At 64.5% G+C, this 15292-nt stretch carries 15 protein-coding genes; 9 read left to right on the forward strand and 6 right to left on the reverse strand.

All coding sequences use genetic code 11. From position 1 onward, the window contains the following. Positions 1-41: 41 nt before the first annotated feature. From ycaC to CTR55_RS02585, 4 genes are all read right to left on the reverse strand, one after another. Complete coding sequence (ycaC, locus tag CTR55_RS02570) at positions 42-668, reverse strand: isochorismate family cysteine hydrolase YcaC (protein WP_296283982.1); 627 nt, start codon at positions 666-668, stop codon at positions 42-44. A gap of 51 nt (positions 669-719) precedes the next feature. Next, complete coding sequence (locus tag CTR55_RS02575) at positions 720-1409, reverse strand: hydrolase (protein WP_296283983.1); 690 nt, start codon at positions 1407-1409, stop codon at positions 720-722. 107 nt (positions 1410-1516) lie between these two features. Then, positions 1517-2383, reverse strand: a complete 867-nt coding sequence (locus CTR55_RS02580; protein ID WP_296283984.1) for a pirin family protein — start codon at positions 2381-2383, stop codon at positions 1517-1519. Positions 2384-2503: 120 nt separating this feature from the next. Beyond that, positions 2504-3535, reverse strand: a complete 1032-nt coding sequence (locus tag CTR55_RS02585) for an AraC family transcriptional regulator (RefSeq protein WP_296283985.1) — start codon at positions 3533-3535, stop codon at positions 2504-2506. A gap of 110 nt (positions 3536-3645) precedes the next feature. Between CTR55_RS02585 and CTR55_RS02590 the strand changes: the two genes are divergently transcribed. The 8 genes from CTR55_RS02590 to CTR55_RS02625 all read left to right on the forward strand — a co-directional run bounded on the left by CTR55_RS02590 (position 3646) and on the right by CTR55_RS02625 (position 11987). After that, on the forward strand, positions 3646-4581 hold the full coding sequence (locus CTR55_RS02590) for an oxidoreductase (RefSeq protein ID WP_296283986.1): 936 nt from the start codon (positions 3646-3648) through the stop codon (positions 4579-4581). A gap of 244 nt (positions 4582-4825) precedes the next feature. Beyond that, positions 4826-5845, forward strand: coding sequence for an iron ABC transporter substrate-binding protein (locus CTR55_RS02595; RefSeq protein WP_296283987.1), 1020 nt, complete (start codon positions 4826-4828; stop codon positions 5843-5845). Between the two features lie 69 nt (positions 5846-5914). Continuing rightward, positions 5915-7453 (forward strand): iron ABC transporter permease, encoded by a 1539-nt coding sequence (locus CTR55_RS02600; protein WP_296284085.1) that lies wholly within the window; start codon positions 5915-5917, stop codon positions 7451-7453. Beyond that, on the forward strand, positions 7450-8523 hold the full coding sequence (locus tag CTR55_RS02605) for an ABC transporter ATP-binding protein (protein ID WP_296283988.1): 1074 nt from the start codon (positions 7450-7452) through the stop codon (positions 8521-8523). The genes CTR55_RS02600 and CTR55_RS02605 overlap by 4 nt, the downstream gene beginning before the upstream one ends. Positions 8524-8670: 147 nt before the next feature. After that, positions 8671-9441, forward strand: coding sequence for a hypothetical protein (locus tag CTR55_RS02610; RefSeq protein WP_296283989.1), 771 nt, complete (start codon positions 8671-8673; stop codon positions 9439-9441). 25 nt (positions 9442-9466) lie between these two features. After that, positions 9467-9904 carry a hypothetical protein gene (locus CTR55_RS02615; RefSeq protein WP_296283990.1) on the forward strand — a complete coding sequence of 146 codons (438 nt, stop codon included), beginning with the start codon at positions 9467-9469 and terminating at the stop codon, positions 9902-9904. A gap of 77 nt (positions 9905-9981) precedes the next feature. Next, positions 9982-10647, forward strand: coding sequence for a response regulator transcription factor (locus tag CTR55_RS02620; protein ID WP_296283991.1), 666 nt, complete (start codon positions 9982-9984; stop codon positions 10645-10647). Then, complete coding sequence (locus CTR55_RS02625; protein ID WP_296283992.1) at positions 10623-11987, forward strand: ATP-binding protein; 1365 nt, start codon at positions 10623-10625, stop codon at positions 11985-11987. Before CTR55_RS02620 ends, CTR55_RS02625 begins: the two co-directional genes overlap by 25 nt. 190 nt (positions 11988-12177) lie before the next feature. Here CTR55_RS02625 and dapA read toward each other — a convergent pair whose 3' ends face one another. Further along, positions 12178-13044, reverse strand: coding sequence for a 4-hydroxy-tetrahydrodipicolinate synthase (dapA, locus tag CTR55_RS02630; RefSeq protein WP_296283993.1), 867 nt, complete (start codon positions 13042-13044; stop codon positions 12178-12180). A gap of 342 nt (positions 13045-13386) precedes the next feature. Beyond that, entirely contained in the window at positions 13387-14340 is a 954-nt protein-coding gene (gene epsC, locus CTR55_RS02635) for a serine O-acetyltransferase EpsC (RefSeq protein ID WP_296283994.1), read from the reverse strand. Between the two features lie 352 nt (positions 14341-14692). Here epsC and CTR55_RS02640 point away from each other — a divergent pair, with 352 nt between their 5' ends. Beyond that, positions 14693-15289 (forward strand): GNAT family protein, encoded by a 597-nt coding sequence (locus CTR55_RS02640; RefSeq protein WP_296283995.1) that lies wholly within the window; start codon positions 14693-14695, stop codon positions 15287-15289. Positions 15290-15292 lie beyond the last annotated feature (3 nt).

Below are 15292 nucleotides of genomic sequence, written 5' to 3' on the forward strand. Positions count from 1 at the left end.
GCGAGGCGTCATGCACCCTGGCATGGCGCCTCGCAGCTGGATCACTTGCCTGCGGTAAGCAGGCTGAAGCTGGTCATCAGGTTGCGGTAGTCGGGGATGTGGTTGGAGAACAGCGCCCCCAGCCCTTCGATGTCGTTGCGCCAGTCGCGGTGGAGCTCGCAGGCCACACCGAACCAGGTCATCAACTGCGCACCGGCGGCTTCCATGCGGCGCCAGGCAGCGTCTCGGGTGACTTCGTTGAAAGTACCGGAGGCGTCGCCGACCACGAAGACTTCGTAGCCTTCCTCAATGGCGGACAGCGCCGGGAAGGCCACGCAGACCTCGGTCACCACGCCGGCGATGATCAACTGCTTTTTACCCGTGGCCTTCACCGCCTTGACGAAGTCCTCGTTGTCCCAGGCGTTGATGTTGCCGGGGCGCGCAATATAGGGCGCGTCCGGGAACTGCTGCTTGAGTTCGGGGGCCAGTGGGCCGTTGGGGCCATTCTCGAAGCTGGTAGTGAGGATGGTGGGCAGCTTGAAATACTTGGCCAGATCGGCCAGGGCCAGCACATTGTTCTTGAACTTGTCCGGTTCGATATCCCGCACCAAAGAAAGCAAACCAGTCTGGTGGTCAACCAGCAGTACAGCAGCGTTGTTCTTGTCCAGACGCTTGTATTGGAAGGACATGTGGTTCTCCTTGCTTTTGGCTGAATGCCACGCCGTGCGTGGCCATGGGGATCAAGTGCGCTGGGAGTCGAGTTGCTCGTGGTTGGTCACGACGGCCTGTGCCTTCATATAGCTCTCGATCAGCAACTGGTAATGCGGGAACACGGCGCTGTAGGCCTCGGCCCACTGGGCCGCATCCGGACGGTTCCAGGTCTGCTGGACTTCGGAGCACACCGCGGCGGTGTCCATCGGCACCACGCCAGCCTGGACAATGCGCGCCAGGGTGATTTCCTGAGCCATCTTCGAGTAGGTGCCGGAAGCGTCGATCACGGCGAATACCTGATAGCCGGCGTTCACCGCAGCGATGCTGGGGAAGGCCATGCACACACTGGTGATGGTGCCGGCGATGATCAGTTGCTTGCGCCCGGTCTTCTCAACGGCGGCAACGAACTCCGCATTGTCCCAGGCATTTATTTCACCTTTGCGCGCGACATACTGGGCGTGGGGCGCGGCCTCGTGGATTTCCGGGATCAGCGGGCCATTGGGCCCCTGGGGCACGGAAGCAGTGGTGACGACCGGGATCTTGGCCAGCGTTGCAATTTTCGCCAGGGTGATGGCATTGGCCCGCAACGTGGTCATGGGCATGTCCTTGACCGTCTGGAACAGACCGCTCTGATGGTCAATCAACAGCATCGCTGCGTTATTCGGATCGATCTTCGGGATCTGGCCGTTGAAGTTGGCGACTTGTGCAAAATTGCTCATCGTTCTTTCCTCGTTCTCAGGTAGAGGGCCATCCAGGCCATAACGGCCCCACATTCCACTGCAGGGATTTATCAGGTTAGTTTTGCGCCTGACTGACACCGTGACCGTCAGTCGTCCAGTTGGCCGAAGTGCCCGCTCTCGAAGTCCTGGACCGCCTGACGGATTTCGCTTTCGCTGTTCATCACGAAGGGGCCGTAGCCGACGATCGGTTCATCGATGGGCTCGCCCGCCAGCAGCAGGATGTGTGCCTCGCCGTTCGCCTCCAGCACCACCTCGTCGCCGGCCCGGTCGAACAGCACCGTCTGGGCCTCCCGCACCACTTCATTGCCATTCACCAGCACGGTGCCGTGCAGCACCACCAAGGCGGCAGTGCGCCCCGCAACCAACGGCAGGCTGACCGGCATGCCCTGCTTGATCCGCAGGTCCCAGACATCGATAGGCGTGAAGGTCTGCGCGGCGCCCTGCCGGTCACCGAACTGCCCGGCGATCAGGCGCAGCGTGCCGGCCCCATCGGCCAGTTCGATAACCGGAATGGCGCTGTCGAGCAGGGTCTGATAACGCGGCGCGGCCATCTTGTCGCGGGCCGGCAGATTGACCCACAGCTGCACCATTTCCAGCGTGCCGCCGCTGCGCCCGAAGGCTTCCGAGTGGAATTCCTCGTGAAGAATGCCCGAGGCAGCCGTCATCCACTGCACGTCGCCAGGACCGATGCGTCCGCCGGCTCCGGTGGAGTCGCGGTGCTCCAGTTCACCCTTGAAGACGATGGTCACTGTCTCGAAACCGCGATGGGGGTGTTGCCCCACGCCCCGGCGAGCGTTCGTCGGCGGGAAATCCTGTGGCCCGGCGAAGTCGAGCAGCAGGAAGGGGCTGATGTGCTTGCCCAGGCTGTCGTAGGAAAACAGCGTACGGACCGGAAATCCGTCGCCCACCCAGTGGGGCCTGGGGCTGGAATAGACACCGAGAATCTTCTTCATTGCACACCTCCCGCAATCACTGGTGATAACGGTAGTTGCGCAACGCTGATCGCGGTAGGGCCATAAAGTGGCCCTCAGAGTTCTATTTTGCGAACACTGAATCCAGGCCTTCCGAGTCGCTTATGTTCTCCCCCGCTCCGATTGGGTGCGACGCAGTGCACTCGGGGTTTTGCCTGTCCACCGTTTGAAGGCGCGAGTGAAGTTGCTCGGGTCGGTGTAGCCGAGTTGTTCGGCGATTCGATGCAAAGGAACCTCTCCGTGTTTGAGCAATTGTCTGGCGTGCTGCTGGCGGACCGCGGTCAGCAGCAGGCGAAAGCTGGTGCCTGCCGCCTGCAGGTGGCGCTTGAGGCTGCGCTCGGAGAGATGCAGGCGGGCAGCAACCTGCGCGAGGTTTGGCGGGCACTGCGGCGAGCGTTCAAGCTCCTGACGCACGCGGCTGCACAGGCCTGCTGTCGGTGCGCCGTACAGCGCCGCTTCCCGCTCGCAGTGCTCGATGGCGCGCGCCCGTGTCGCCGAGTCGGCCATGGGCAGAGGGAGCGCGAGCAAATCCGGTGCAAAGCTGATCTGGCAGCGGGGCTGGTCGTAACGGCAAGTCGGCAGGCATGCCGGTAGCGGCTCCGGTGCCGGGAAGTCGAAATGCAATTCACAGTCCAGGTCCTGGCACCCGAGTATCCAGGTCGCGGAGCGGAACACCCCGAACAGCATCGCCTCACTGAAGTATCGGTGCAGTGGTGCAGGCAGCGGCACGTCGTTTCCCAGGCTCAGCGTGACTCGGTTGGCGTCGAGTTGAAGGTGCAACGGCAGGTTGCTCTGGAGCAACGGCATGTAGCGCAAGGCCAATTGCATGGCATCGCCGAGCGTGGCAGAGCTCATCATGGCCACACCCAGGTTGCCGTGAGCAGTCGGTGGCGTGCGCAGCGCCAACTGCAGCCCCAGGCCCGGATCACCACTCAGCTCCAGCGCGCCGGCAGCCAGGCCGGCGTATTGACGGGGCGACACTCGCCCTTCGGGGCTGGCCAACACCGTTGCATCCAGACCGAGGTCTTTCAGCAGTGCCTGCCCGTTCAGGCCGCGGTCTTCCAGCAACGCCAGCAGTATCCGAGGAAAGGCAGCCGTTACTCCGGGCAGGTCGTGATGAGTGGAGCGATGCATGGCGCAAGCCTCTGGCCCGAAATGACCAGCACTCTGGCGCAACCGCCTCTGCCGGGTCATTGGCCTGCCTGGCGATACTGGCCGGCAACTGGGTCAGAGGAGATCACCTCATGCATGCTTGGGCACACACTCATGTTCCATCCCTGGAGGGCCGCCTCGCGGTGGTCACGGGAGCCAATAGCGGGCTGGGCTGGCAGGCCGCGCGCACCCTCGCCGGCAAGGGTGCGACGGTGGTCATGGCGTGCCGTGACCAGGAGCAAGCCAGCCAGGCGCGCCTGTCGATCCTCGCCGAATATCCGCAGGCGCGACTGGAGTTGGCCCGCCTGGACCTCGCTGACCTGGCGTCGATACGCGCCTTCGCCGAGGACTTCCGCCAACGGCATTCCTGCCTGGACCTGTTGTTCAATAACGCCGGCGTCATGTTTCTGCCGCTCCGCCACACGCGCGACGGATTCGAAATGCAGATGGGCACCAACCACCTGGGGCACTTCGCGCTCACCGGCCATCTACTGGAACCCCTGCTCGCGGCGGAGCGCCCGCGTGTCGTGGGTATGACCAGCGGGTTCAATCAGTTCGGCCGGCTGCGGCTGGACGATCTCAACGCCCGGCGGGGTTACAATCGCCACCTTGCCTATTGCAACAGCAAACAAGCGAACCTGCTGTTCAGTCTGGAGTTGCAGCGCCGCGCCGAAGCCCACCGCACCCCACTGCAGAGCCTGGCCGCGCATCCCGGTTACGCGGCAACCAACCTGCAGTACGGCGCTTCGGCGCTTTCCGGCTCGCGTAGCGGCTATTGGGGGATGCGCCTGGCCAATGCGCTTTTCGCACAACCGGCAGAAATGGGCGCCCTGCCCGCGATCTCCGCGCTGACCGAGCCGCACTGGCGAGGCGGAGCCTACATCGGCCCGGACCGTTTGCTGGAAACCCGTGGCTACCCCAGGGCTGCACGCCTTCCCTCCAACGCACGCGACTCTGGGTTGGCCGAACGGCTTTGGTCGCTGTCGGAGGAGTTAACCGGGGTGCGCTACTGGTCGGCTGAACACTAGCGCAGGCGTGTCTCGCCATTGGGCTTCTATCTTCGCCCGGCTCATCACAGGGTGTGTGCGTGCCTCTTTACTCCTGGGCGAACGGCACGCCACGGCCACAGTCTCGACTGGACACTTGCCACGCTAATGAGAATGACAATTTCTTAACAGCCTTCGCGCGAATATCGCCGCCAATCTCAAGCGATGCCTGGAGCCGAATTCCGGGTTTACGCATCGTAAAAGCATCTATTTGGAGCGGCGATTGATGAAGTTGCGCGGAGCCTCGCTGGTCATTCTGCTTGCAGTTGGAAGCGCTGCATTGCTGGGTGTCGGAACAACATTCGCAGCGTCGGACGATGACGGAATCGTGGTCTACGACGCCCAGCACGAATCGCTGAGCAAAGCCTGGAGCGAGGGTTTCACCCGTGACACCGGGATCAAGGTGACGTTGCGCAAAGGCGACGACATCGAGCTGGGAAACCAGATCGTCCAGGAAGGCAAGGCCTCCCCTGCCGATGTCTTCCTGACTGAAAACTCCCCGGCCATGATGCTCGTCGATCACGCGGGCCTGTTCGCCCCGGTCGATCCCGCCACCATCGCTCAAGTCGCCGCGCCCTTCAGAACCGCGGAAGGCCACTGGGTCGGGATCGCCGCGCGCTCGACGGTGTTCGTCTACAACAAGGACAAGCTGAAAGAGTCCGAGCTGCCCAAGTCGCTGCTCGAACTGGCTGAACCGCAGTGGATCGGGCGCTGGTCCGCCTCGCCGGCCGGTGCCGATTTTCAGGCCATCGTCGGCGCCCTGCTTGAACTGAAAGGCGAAGCCGCAACGCTCGACTGGCTCGACGCGCTCAAGGCCGGCGCGCGCAATTATCGGGGCAACAACGCCGTGCTCAAGGCGGTGAATGCCGGGCAGATCGATTCAGGGGTGATCTACCACTACTACTTCTTCGGCGACCAGGCGAAGACCGGCGAGAACAGCAACAACACCGCCCTGCACTACTTCAGGAACAAGGACCCAGGCGCCTTCATCAGCCTGTCCGGAGGCGGCGTGCTGGCTTCGAGCAAACACCCCAGGGAGGCCCAGGCCTTCCTCCAGTGGATCACCAGCAAGCAGGGTCAGGCCATTCTGCGGGACGGCAGCTCGTTCGAATACGCCGTCGGCGATGGCGCACCATCGAACCCCCAGCTGGTCCCGCTGGACCAGTTGGATGCCCCGGTCATCGACGCCTCCCGCCTGGATAGCCAGAAGGTCGTCGACCTGATGATCCAGGCGGGCCTGCTCTAAGTGACAGCGCAGCAGTTCGGACCCGACTCGCGCCTGGGCAGCCGCCGCGCGCAAACACGTTTCGCTGCCTTGCGCCGTTGGCGCAACGGCTCCGGCCAGACCTGGGTGCTGGGCGCGGCGCTGCTGATTTCGGCATTTGCCCTGTTGCCGCTGTTCTTTGTGGTAGCAGCGGGAGTCCAGGGCGGCCTGCCACTCATCTCCAGACTGGTGTTCCGCCCACGGGTCGCGGAGCTGCTCTACAATACGGCCCTGCTCGTCGTGCTGACCGTTCCGCTGTGCGTGCTGCATGGCGTGGCGATGGCCTGGTTGACCGAACGCACCAGCCTTCCGGGAAGACGCCTGTTGTCGTTACTGGTGGTGGCTCCGCTGGCCATTCCCGCCTTCGTGCACAGTTACGCGTGGATCAGCCTGGCACCATCGATCCACGGGCTGCTCCCTGCGGTGCTGGTCTCGGTGATTGCCTATTCGCCCTTCATCTACCTGCCGGCCGCTGCGGCGCTGCGACGGCTCGACCCGGTTCTGGAGGATGTCGCCGAGTCGCTGGGTGAGCGGCCACTCAAGGTGTTCCGGCGTGTCGTGCTGCCGCAATTGCGCGTGGCGATCTGGGGCGGTTCGCTGCTCGTGGGCCTGCATCTGCTGGCGGAATACGGCCTGTTCGCGCTGATTCGGTTCGACACCTTCACGACCGCCATCTTCGACCAGTTCCAGTCCTCCTTCAGCGGCCCTTCGGCGAACATGCTCGCCGGGGTGCTGGCCCTGGGATGCCTGCTGTTACTCAGCCTGGAATCCGCCACGCGGGGCTCTGCACGCTATGCGCGGATCGGCGCCGGCAGCCCGCGCTCACCGAGGCAATACCGTCTGAGCGGGAGCTGTTCGGCACTCGTCCTGACCCTTTGCGCCGTGTTTACCGCCGCCTCCCTGGGGGTGCCCCTGGTCACGCTGGGCAAGTGGCTCAAGGCTGGCGGAATCGCGGTCTGGAGCTCTAACGAGCTACTGGTCTGCCTGGGCCAGACCCTGCTGCTCGGCGCCGCCGGAGCGCTGCTCACCACGATCGCCGCCGTCCCCATCGCCTGGATCTCGGTGCGCGCTCCGAGCCGGTTCCAGCGGTTGCTCGAAGGCAGCAACTATGTGGCCAGCGCACTGCCGGGGATCGTCATCGCCCTGGCGCTGGTCAGCGTCACGATCCGCTTCGCCCGGCCGCTGTACCAGACGGTCCTTACCGTGCTGCTGGCCTACGTGCTGATGTTCCTGCCGCGCGCCCTCGTCAGCCTGCGCGCGGGGCTCGCCCAGGCGCCGGTCGAGCTGGAGAACATCGCCCGCAGCCTAGGCCGCACGCCGATGCAGGCCTTGTGGGGCGTCACCCTGCGCTTTGCCGCTCCCGGAGCGGCCGCCGGGGTCGCCCTGGTGTTTCTGGCCATCGTCAACGAACTCACGGCGACCTTGCTCCTGTCGCCGAGCGGCACCTCGACGCTGGCCACCGCCTTCTGGGCGAAGACCAGCGAGATCGATTACGCCGCCGCCGCGCCGTATGCGCTGCTGATGATCCTCCTGTCCCTCCCGTTGACCGGGATTCTCTACCACCAATCCAAGCGAGTAGCAGGTCGATGAACACTCTCGAACTGAAGTCCGTTTCCCGGTACTTCGGTACCTACGCAGCAATCGAGAACTTCAGCCTGTCGGTGCCTGCGGGCGGCCGTGCGGCGATCGTCGGCCCTTCCGGCTCGGGCAAGACGACCCTCCTGCGCCTGATCGCGGGCTTCGAGGTGCCCGACCGGGGAACGATTACCCTCGATGGCGTGACCTTGGCGGACGAGACGACATTCGTTCCGGCCCACCGTCGGGGCATCGGCTATGTCCCTCAGGACGGAGCGCTGTTTCCACACCTGTCGGTCGCCGAGAACATCGGCTTCGGGCTGCCCAAGGGGATGGAGAGTCGTACCCGGCGAATCCGTGAACTGCTGGAGATGGTCTCGCTGACGGCGAGCATGGCCGCGCGCTGGCCCCATGAGCTGTCCGGCGGCCAGCAACAACGCGTTGCCCTGGCGCGGGCGTTGGCGCAGAGCCCCAAATTGATGCTGCTCGATGAACCGTTTTCGGCCCTGGACAGCGGCTTGCGTGTCTCCATGCGCAAGGCCGTCTCCAAAGTGTTGAGCGATGCCGGGGTCACCGCCCTCCTCGTGACACACGATCAGGAAGAGGCTCTTTCCTTCGGCGACCAACTGGCCGTGATTCGCCAGGGTCGCCTGGTCCAGGCTGGCGCACCGAAGGAGCTGTACCTGCGCCCCATCGATGAACAAACCGCGGCGTTCCTCGGTGATGCCCTGGTGTTTCGAGCGCGCATCCAGGACGGCTGGGCACGTTGCGCGCTCGGCAACGTCATGGCCGCCAATCCCTCTCCCAACGGGCACGCCCAGATCCTGCTGCGCCCCGAGCAGTTGCACCTGAGCCACGGCGCGGTGTTCCCGAGAAGCCCCGACGGATGTTACGGCGTGGTTGTCGGCAGTGACTTCGCCGGCGAGCGCTGCACGGTGATGGTTCAACTGGATGCGCCCCGCTCGGAGGCGCTAGCCGCAGCCGACGACCTGACGATTCCCGTGCGGGTACCGGCCATGGACTGCCCTGATCTGGGTGCGCGCGTACACATTCACATCAGTGGCGCCGCCCACCTCTTTCAATAAGGCGGGTGACGCCAGCCGCTGCCCTGGCCCGCTCGATGGTTCGTCGAGGCGCTGGGCATTTCATTCGCCACGGCTCAGTCCCAGCTAAGTATCGCCCCGTAGGCTCTCCTCCACGCCAACTGATGCGTAGCCGAGAGACGCCTCGATATGAATCCCAGCACAAAAACCTACTGGCTCAACAAGGTCCCCGAGGTGACGCTGTCCTTCTGGGTCATCAAGATCATGTCCACCACGGTGGGCGAAACCTTCGCCGATTTCCTCGCCGTGGATGCCGGGCTCGGCCTTGCCATCACCACCGCCGCCATGGCCGCCCTGCTCGCTTTCGCGCTGGCCTGGCAACTGCGCACCCGTGCCTACACGCCCTGGATCTACTGGCTGACGGTGGTCGTCGTGAGCATCCTCGGAACCCAGCTGACCGACATCCTCACCGACGTGCTGGACGTCAGCCTGTATGTCAGCACCGTAGTGTTCTCGGGCCTCCTGGCACTCAACTTCGGCGTCTGGTACGCCATCGAACGGAACCTGTCGATCAAGGAAATCGTCACGCCGCGCCGCGAGCTTTTCTACTGGACGACCGTGCTCTGCACCTTCGCCCTGGGCACGGCCGCCGGCGACCTGGCGACCGAAGCGCTGAGCATGGGCTTCACCGTCGGCGTCTTCCTCTTCGGCGCGCTCATCGCCGCAACCTTCCTGGCCTGGAAGCTCGGCGCCGATGTGGTGTTGAGCTTCTGGACCGCCTACATCCTGACCCGCCCCTTCGGTGCGTCACTGGGCGACCTGCTCACCCAGGCCAAGACCTATGGCGGCCTCGGCATGGGTGCCACCTGGACCAGCGCCATTTTCCTCAGCGTGATCCTGATCCTGGTGACGGCCGCCCAGTTGAGCGCCAACAACAACGGCAAACGCCTTGCCGAATGAATTTCACAACCTTCAAGGAATCCCCATGACCCTGTTCAAGAAAGTCGTCTGCAAAGTGGCCCTGGCCTCTGCAATCGCCCTGCTCGGCCTGGCCGCAGGCTGCTCGAAGCCCGATGAACCCAAGGCGAGTGCGAGCCAGCAGGCTGACGCGGGCCCGCGCCAGGCCACCCAGCTCGGCGACCTCTCCGAGTTCCGCAGTATCGCTGGCGAGGTGACCGCGCTGGTCGACAAGAACCAGTTGGAGCAAGGCAAGGCACGCATCAAAGACCTCGAACTTGCCTGGGACAACGCAGAAGCCGGCATCAAGCCTCGCGCCGTCAGCGACTGGCACTTGCTCGACAAGGCGATCGACCGCGCGCTGGACGCGCTGCGCGACAGTAGCCCGCAGCAAGCCACCTGCAAGGCGGCGATGGACGACCTGATGAAGGCGTTTGACAGGCTGCAGGGGACGCGCCAATCGTAAGACTCAGGGCTATCGTCTGACGATCACTCGTCCTGCGCGACCTCCGCGCAGGGCATCCATGCCCCAGAGGCTGAAGCATGCGAATACTGCTGGTCGAGGACGACACCATGATTGGCGAGGCCATCGAAGGCGCCCTGAAGGATGCCGGCTACGCCGTCGACTGGGTGAACAATGACCTGACCGCGCTTGCCGCCCTGGCCGCGCAAGCCTACGACCAGGTGCTCCTCGACCTTGGCCTGCCCGGCCGCGACGGGCTCGGCGTTCTCGAAAGCATTCGCGCGCAGGACAACCCCGTGCCCCTGCTGATCATCACTGCGCGAAACAGCCTCGACGACCGCCTGCGCGGGCTGGACGGCGGGGCCGACGACTATCTCCTCAAGCCGTTCGAGATGGCCGAACTGCTGGCACGCATGCGTGCGGTGATGCGCCGCAAGGGCGGAACCGCCGCGCCCCTTCTCGGTAACGGCGTGGTCTCGCTGGACCCGGTGTCAAAGCAGGCGAGCAGTGACGAGGCGCAGGACGTCCAGCTATCCAACCGCGAATTCGGCCTGCTCCAGGCGTTGCTCATCCGCCCTGGGGCGATCCTTTCGCGCAGTGACCTGGAAGACCGCCTCTACGGCTGGGGGCATGAAGTCGAGAGCAATGCGGTCGAGTTCCTGATCCACTCGCTGCGCAAGAAACTGGGAAGTCACATCATCAAGAACGTCAGGGGTATGGGATGGATGGTTTCCAGAGGCGAATGAAGGACTCGGTACAGTTCCGCCTCTCCCTGGCGCTGTCCGTGACCATCCTGATTGTCGCCCTGCTCGCGGGCGTCTTCGCCTTCGTGTCGGCCTACGACGAAGCGCTGGAGATGCAGGACAACACGCTGAAACAGGTCGCGGCGCTGTTCGAGCGCCAGCAGATGAGCCTGCACTACCCCACCCACACGCCGGCCATCGCCGGTGACAACGAAGAAACCCGCGTGGTGGTGCAGTACCTGGCGGACGGCGCCATTGCCCCCGGAACGAATGACAACAGCTTGCCCTTGCCACTTCCCGGCACCCTCCAGGACGGTTTTTCGACCGTCAGCGTCGCCGGCGAGGAGTTTCGCGTACTGGTCCGCACCACCGCGTCCGGCCAGCGAATCGCCATTGCCCAGGAAACCGAGAGCCGCGACCGCGATGCCCGTGAGAGCGCGTGGCGCGGACTGATTCCCTTCGTGATCCTGATCCCCGCCCTGCTCCTCGTCGTGGCCGACCTGGTTCGCAAGCTGTTCCGCCCCATTGCGGCGCTGTCGGCTGAGATCGATCGGCGTGACGACCTGGACATGGCGCCGATCGACGCGCGCCACCTGCCTACCGAAGTGCGCTCGTTCGCTCTGGCGATCAATCGACTGCTCGGGCGTGTGGCGAAGTCAATGGAGTCCCAGCGCCGATTCGTCGCCGATGCAGCGCACGAACTGCGCTCCCCTCTCACTGCGCTGTCGCTCCAGGCGGAACGCCTGGCAGCGACGAACATGTCCGAACTGGCGCGGGAACGGCTGGGCAAGCTGAGGCAAGGCATCGACCGTGGCCGCAACCTGATTGACCAGTTGTTGGCGCTGGCCAGCGCCGAGTCTTCGACCTCCACGGCTCAGGCGCCGATTTCCGTGCACAAGGTCTATCGTGCCGTGCTGGAGGACCTGCTGCCGGTCGCCGGGCGAAAACAGATCGATCTGGGCGTGGAAGGCGACGACTGCGAGATAGCGGTGAGCGAGTTCGACCTGCAGACGCTGGTCAAGAACCTGGTCGACAACGCCGTGCGCTACACCCCTCCCGGCGGAAAGATCGACCTGCTGGTGTTCCAGGAGCGCGCGGCCGTCGTACTGCAGGTCAGGGATACCGGGCCGGGCATCCCCGAGACGGAACGCGAGCGGGTGTTCGATGCCTTCTACCGGGTACCGGGGAGCGAAGAGATCGGCTCCGGCCTGGGCCTGTCGATCGTCAGGGCCATCGCCAACCGCGTGGGCGCGACCCTCGAACTGGATGACGCGGACAGCGCTTCGAAAACCGGGCTGTGCGTTTCGCTGCGGATTTCCAAAGCGCCAACGCCTGCCGCCTGAAACGGCGCGCAGTTGCAGACGCTGGGCTGACGGCGGCGCCCCGGGGCTCTCGCCGTAACGAGCTGGTAACGCGTTACTATTTTTCCAGTGTAATTTCGGTAACGCGTTACAAGCCCTGCCCCGTGCAGCATTTCGCACCCGTCATCCACGCCGGACACCCATGTCCAGCTCTCGATGAGCACCCGAACGCCTAGCCATCCAACTTACCCAGAACAACCTTCAGGCGCTCGAGGGTTGCCGGTGTGCAAGCCTGCATCGGCTCGCGCACTTCGTTGGCGATCAACCCCTGCAAAGCCAGCGCACCTTTGACGGCGGAGGGATTCGGTTCCGCGAAGGCTGCCTGCATCCACGGCAGCAGTCGGTAGAAAGTCCGTCGCGCGGAGATCACGTCGCCCTCCTCCATCTGCCGGTACATCCGCACATAAAGATCGGCGCGCACATGGGATGAAGCCGAGATCGTGCCGGCGCCACCCAGGCACAGGTTGGTGAATATCTGCAGGTCTTCCCCGGTGAGCACGTCCACTTCGCGGTCGGCGATCAGCGCCAGGGTGGTTTCCACATCGCCCGCGCAATCCTTGATCGCCGCGATGTTCGGGTGGCGCACGATGCGGCGCAGCGTCTCGCGCTCGATGCGCACGCCGGTGCGGTAAGGGATGTCGTAGAGCACCACGGGCACGCTGGCGGCATCGGCGACGGTGCGGAAGAAGGCTTCCAGCCCGGCCTGCGAGGGGCGGATGTAGTACGGCGCAGGGACCAGGACGCCCGCCACAGGGCGGCGCTGGATGTCCTGCAGCATGGCCAGCAGCTCGCGCTGGTTGTTGCCGGCCAAGCCCATGATCACCTGCTCCGCCGGCACCCATTGCAGGACCGCATCAAGCACTTCGAGCTGTTCTGCATGGCTCAGCGCCGCGGCTTCGCCGGTGGTGCCGCAGACCACGAAACCGTCGACACCCTCTTCCAGCAGCTTGCCCACCAGCCCTTGTAGCGCCGGGAAATCGACCGCGCCATCACGAAAGGGCGTGATCAGCGCCACCCAGATCCCACGAAAATTCGACATGCAAAAAACTCCTGTTGGCTGACCGTCGGGTCGCCGTCAGGGAGGGATGCGGGAATTTAGCGGGAGGGAGGTTCGACCTTGCGCTTGTGTCCTGTCAGCCCATCTGACGGGACAGCGCCCCGGTCAAATGAGCGACTGTTTCTTCGATTTCTTCGCAACGACGACGCACGCGCAAGCCTGGGCAAGGAAGCCCGAAGCGGAGAGCGAGTGGTCGTGGATGGAGAACATGAATGTCTCTATGTGCAAAAAGTTGCGCGAAATGTCTGACGGATACTGCTGAAGGAGCGAGGGGGCTGTCAGCTCCCCCGCTTCTTCCGGCGTGCCCGCGGGCAGCGCCCACTTTCAGTCCTTGCCGCAGCGGCTCTCGTCATGCTGCAGGCTGGCCTGACTCACCTGGCTGCCCGGCGGCACGCTGCGCGTCAGCCAGACATTGCCGCCAATGGTCGAACCCTTGCCGATGGTCACGCGGCCAAGAATGGTGGCGCCGGCGTAGATCACCACTTCGTCTTCGACGATCGGGTGGCGCGCCTCGCCCTTGTGCAACTGGCCGGTTTCGTCCGAGGTGAAACGCTTCGCCCCCAGGGTCACGGCCTGGTAGATGCGTACCTGTTTGCCGATGATCGCCGTTTCTCCGATCACCACGCCGGTACCGTGGTCGATGAAGAAGCTGCTGCCAATCTGCGCACCGGGGTGAATGTCGATGCCGGTGGCCGAATGCGCCAGCTCCGAGATGATCCGCGCCAGCAGCGGCAGGCCGGCGTTGTACAGGTGGTGAGCCAGGCGGTGGTGGATGATCGCCACCACCCCCGGATAGCACAGCAGCACCTCGTCCACACTGCGCGCGGCCGGGTCGCCCTGGTAGGCGGCGAGCACGTCGGCATCCAGCAGCTTGCGCATGTCCGGCAGGGCTCGGGCGAAGTCGCGGACCAGCACAACGGCGCGTGCGTCTACCCGGCTGTCAACCACATCGCCGCGCTGCCGCGCGCTGTAACGCAACTCCAGGCGGGCCTGCACCAGCAGCGCGTTCAGCGCAGCATCCAGGGTGTGGCCGACGAAAAAGTCCTCGCTCTCTTCGCGCAAGTCATTCGGGCCCAGGCGCATGGGGAACAGCGCGCTCGCCAGGCGTTCCACCACTTCCTCGATGGACTGGCGCGACGGCAGCTCGCGGCCGCCCTGCTCCGGGTGTCGACCGGTGCGGCTGCGCCATTCATTGCGGGCGCCACGCAGGTCCTCGACGATCTGCGCCAGTTGCCAGTTCACCGGGCCATTTTCGTTCAGTCGGTTGGCGTCGTTCATCGCTCGCTCTATTCCTTGGTCTTCAGGGGCATTCAATCACGTCCGCCTATCCTGATCGGTCGCGTGGCGCAGGACAAATCGCCGGAAGGCATAACCTAATGCCTTTTTCGTAGTACGAAGTGTTTCTGCAGCAACGACGAATCAGCACGGGTGTTCCCGCTATTGCCCGGCAAGGAGCGGACGGCTTACTCATCGGCACACGCGGGAAGGATCGGGGCGTTTGGACGGCCCGCGTACGATAGCTGATCCCCACGTAGACGCCGACTCCGTTCGCGACGGGCTCGGCCTGCGCCTACGAAAATCCCCCTGTATCCGGTAGGCTCCGGGTTCGTTCCACCCAGAGCCCAACAGCATGCCCGCCCTCACCTGCCCTCACCTGATCGGTCACCACGTCGAACTCCTGCCGCTGCGCGCGGAACACGCCAAGGCCCTGCTCGAAGCCGCCACCGACGGCGAACTGTGGAACCTGAAAGTGACGATGGTGCCCGGCCCGGACACGGTCGAGGGCTATATCGCCAAGGCCGCAAAGGGGTTCGAAGAAGGCAGCGTCCTGCCCTTCGCCATTCTTGACCGGCGCAGTGGCAGGATCGTCGGCAGCACCCGTTTCTGGAAGGTCGACCGCGCCAACCGCAAGCTGGAGATCGGCCACACCTGGCTCGCCCTGTCGGCGCAGCGCACGTCGATCAACAGTGAGGCCAAGCTCCTGCTGCTCACTTACGCCTTCGAGGAGCTCGACTGCGTGCGCGTGCAATTCACCACCGACGAGCTGAACGAAAAGTCCCGCGCCGCCATCCTGCGCCTGGGCGCGGTGCAGGAAGGCATCGTCCGCCATGAACGCATCATGCCGGACGGCCGCAAGCGCAACTCGGTGCGCTTCAGCATCATCGACAGCGAGTGGCCCGAGGTGAAGGCGCGGCTGCTGGAAAGGCTAGGCCGCGCCCCGACCTGACAG

The sequence above is a fragment of the Pseudomonas sp. genome, from assembly GCF_002796985.1.
In the GTDB taxonomy this organism is placed as follows: Bacteria; Pseudomonadota; Gammaproteobacteria; order Pseudomonadales; family Pseudomonadaceae; genus Pseudomonas.

Bases quoted from the DNA above. Each gene is read 5' to 3' on its own strand.
- CTR55_RS02580 (WP_296283984.1), bottom strand. From the start codon at position 2,383: ATGAAGAAGATTCTCGGTGTCTATTCCAGCCCCAGGCCCCACTGGGTG.
- CTR55_RS02620 (WP_296283991.1), top strand. From the start codon at position 9,982: ATGCGAATACTGCTGGTCGAGGACGACACCATGATTGGCGAGGCCATC.
- CTR55_RS02585 (WP_296283985.1), bottom strand. From the start codon at position 3,535: ATGCATCGCTCCACTCATCACGACCTGCCCGGAGTAACGGCTGCCTTT.
- CTR55_RS02625 (WP_296283992.1), top strand. From the start codon at position 10,623: ATGGATGGTTTCCAGAGGCGAATGAAGGACTCGGTACAGTTCCGCCTC.
- CTR55_RS02575 (WP_296283983.1), bottom strand. From the start codon at position 1,409: ATGAGCAATTTTGCACAAGTCGCCAACTTCAACGGCCAGATCCCGAAG.
- CTR55_RS02605 (WP_296283988.1), top strand. From the start codon at position 7,450: ATGAACACTCTCGAACTGAAGTCCGTTTCCCGGTACTTCGGTACCTAC.
- CTR55_RS02610 (WP_296283989.1), top strand. From the start codon at position 8,671: ATGAATCCCAGCACAAAAACCTACTGGCTCAACAAGGTCCCCGAGGTG.
- CTR55_RS02595 (WP_296283987.1), top strand. From the start codon at position 4,826: ATGAAGTTGCGCGGAGCCTCGCTGGTCATTCTGCTTGCAGTTGGAAGC.
- CTR55_RS02640 (WP_296283995.1), top strand. From the start codon at position 14,693: ATGCCCGCCCTCACCTGCCCTCACCTGATCGGTCACCACGTCGAACTC.
- epsC (WP_296283994.1), bottom strand. From the start codon at position 14,340: ATGAACGACGCCAACCGACTGAACGAAAATGGCCCGGTGAACTGGCAA.
- CTR55_RS02590 (WP_296283986.1), top strand. From the start codon at position 3,646: ATGCATGCTTGGGCACACACTCATGTTCCATCCCTGGAGGGCCGCCTC.
- dapA (WP_296283993.1), bottom strand. From the start codon at position 13,044: ATGTCGAATTTTCGTGGGATCTGGGTGGCGCTGATCACGCCCTTTCGT.
- CTR55_RS02615 (WP_296283990.1), top strand. From the start codon at position 9,467: ATGACCCTGTTCAAGAAAGTCGTCTGCAAAGTGGCCCTGGCCTCTGCA.
- ycaC (WP_296283982.1), bottom strand. From the start codon at position 668: ATGTCCTTCCAATACAAGCGTCTGGACAAGAACAACGCTGCTGTACTG.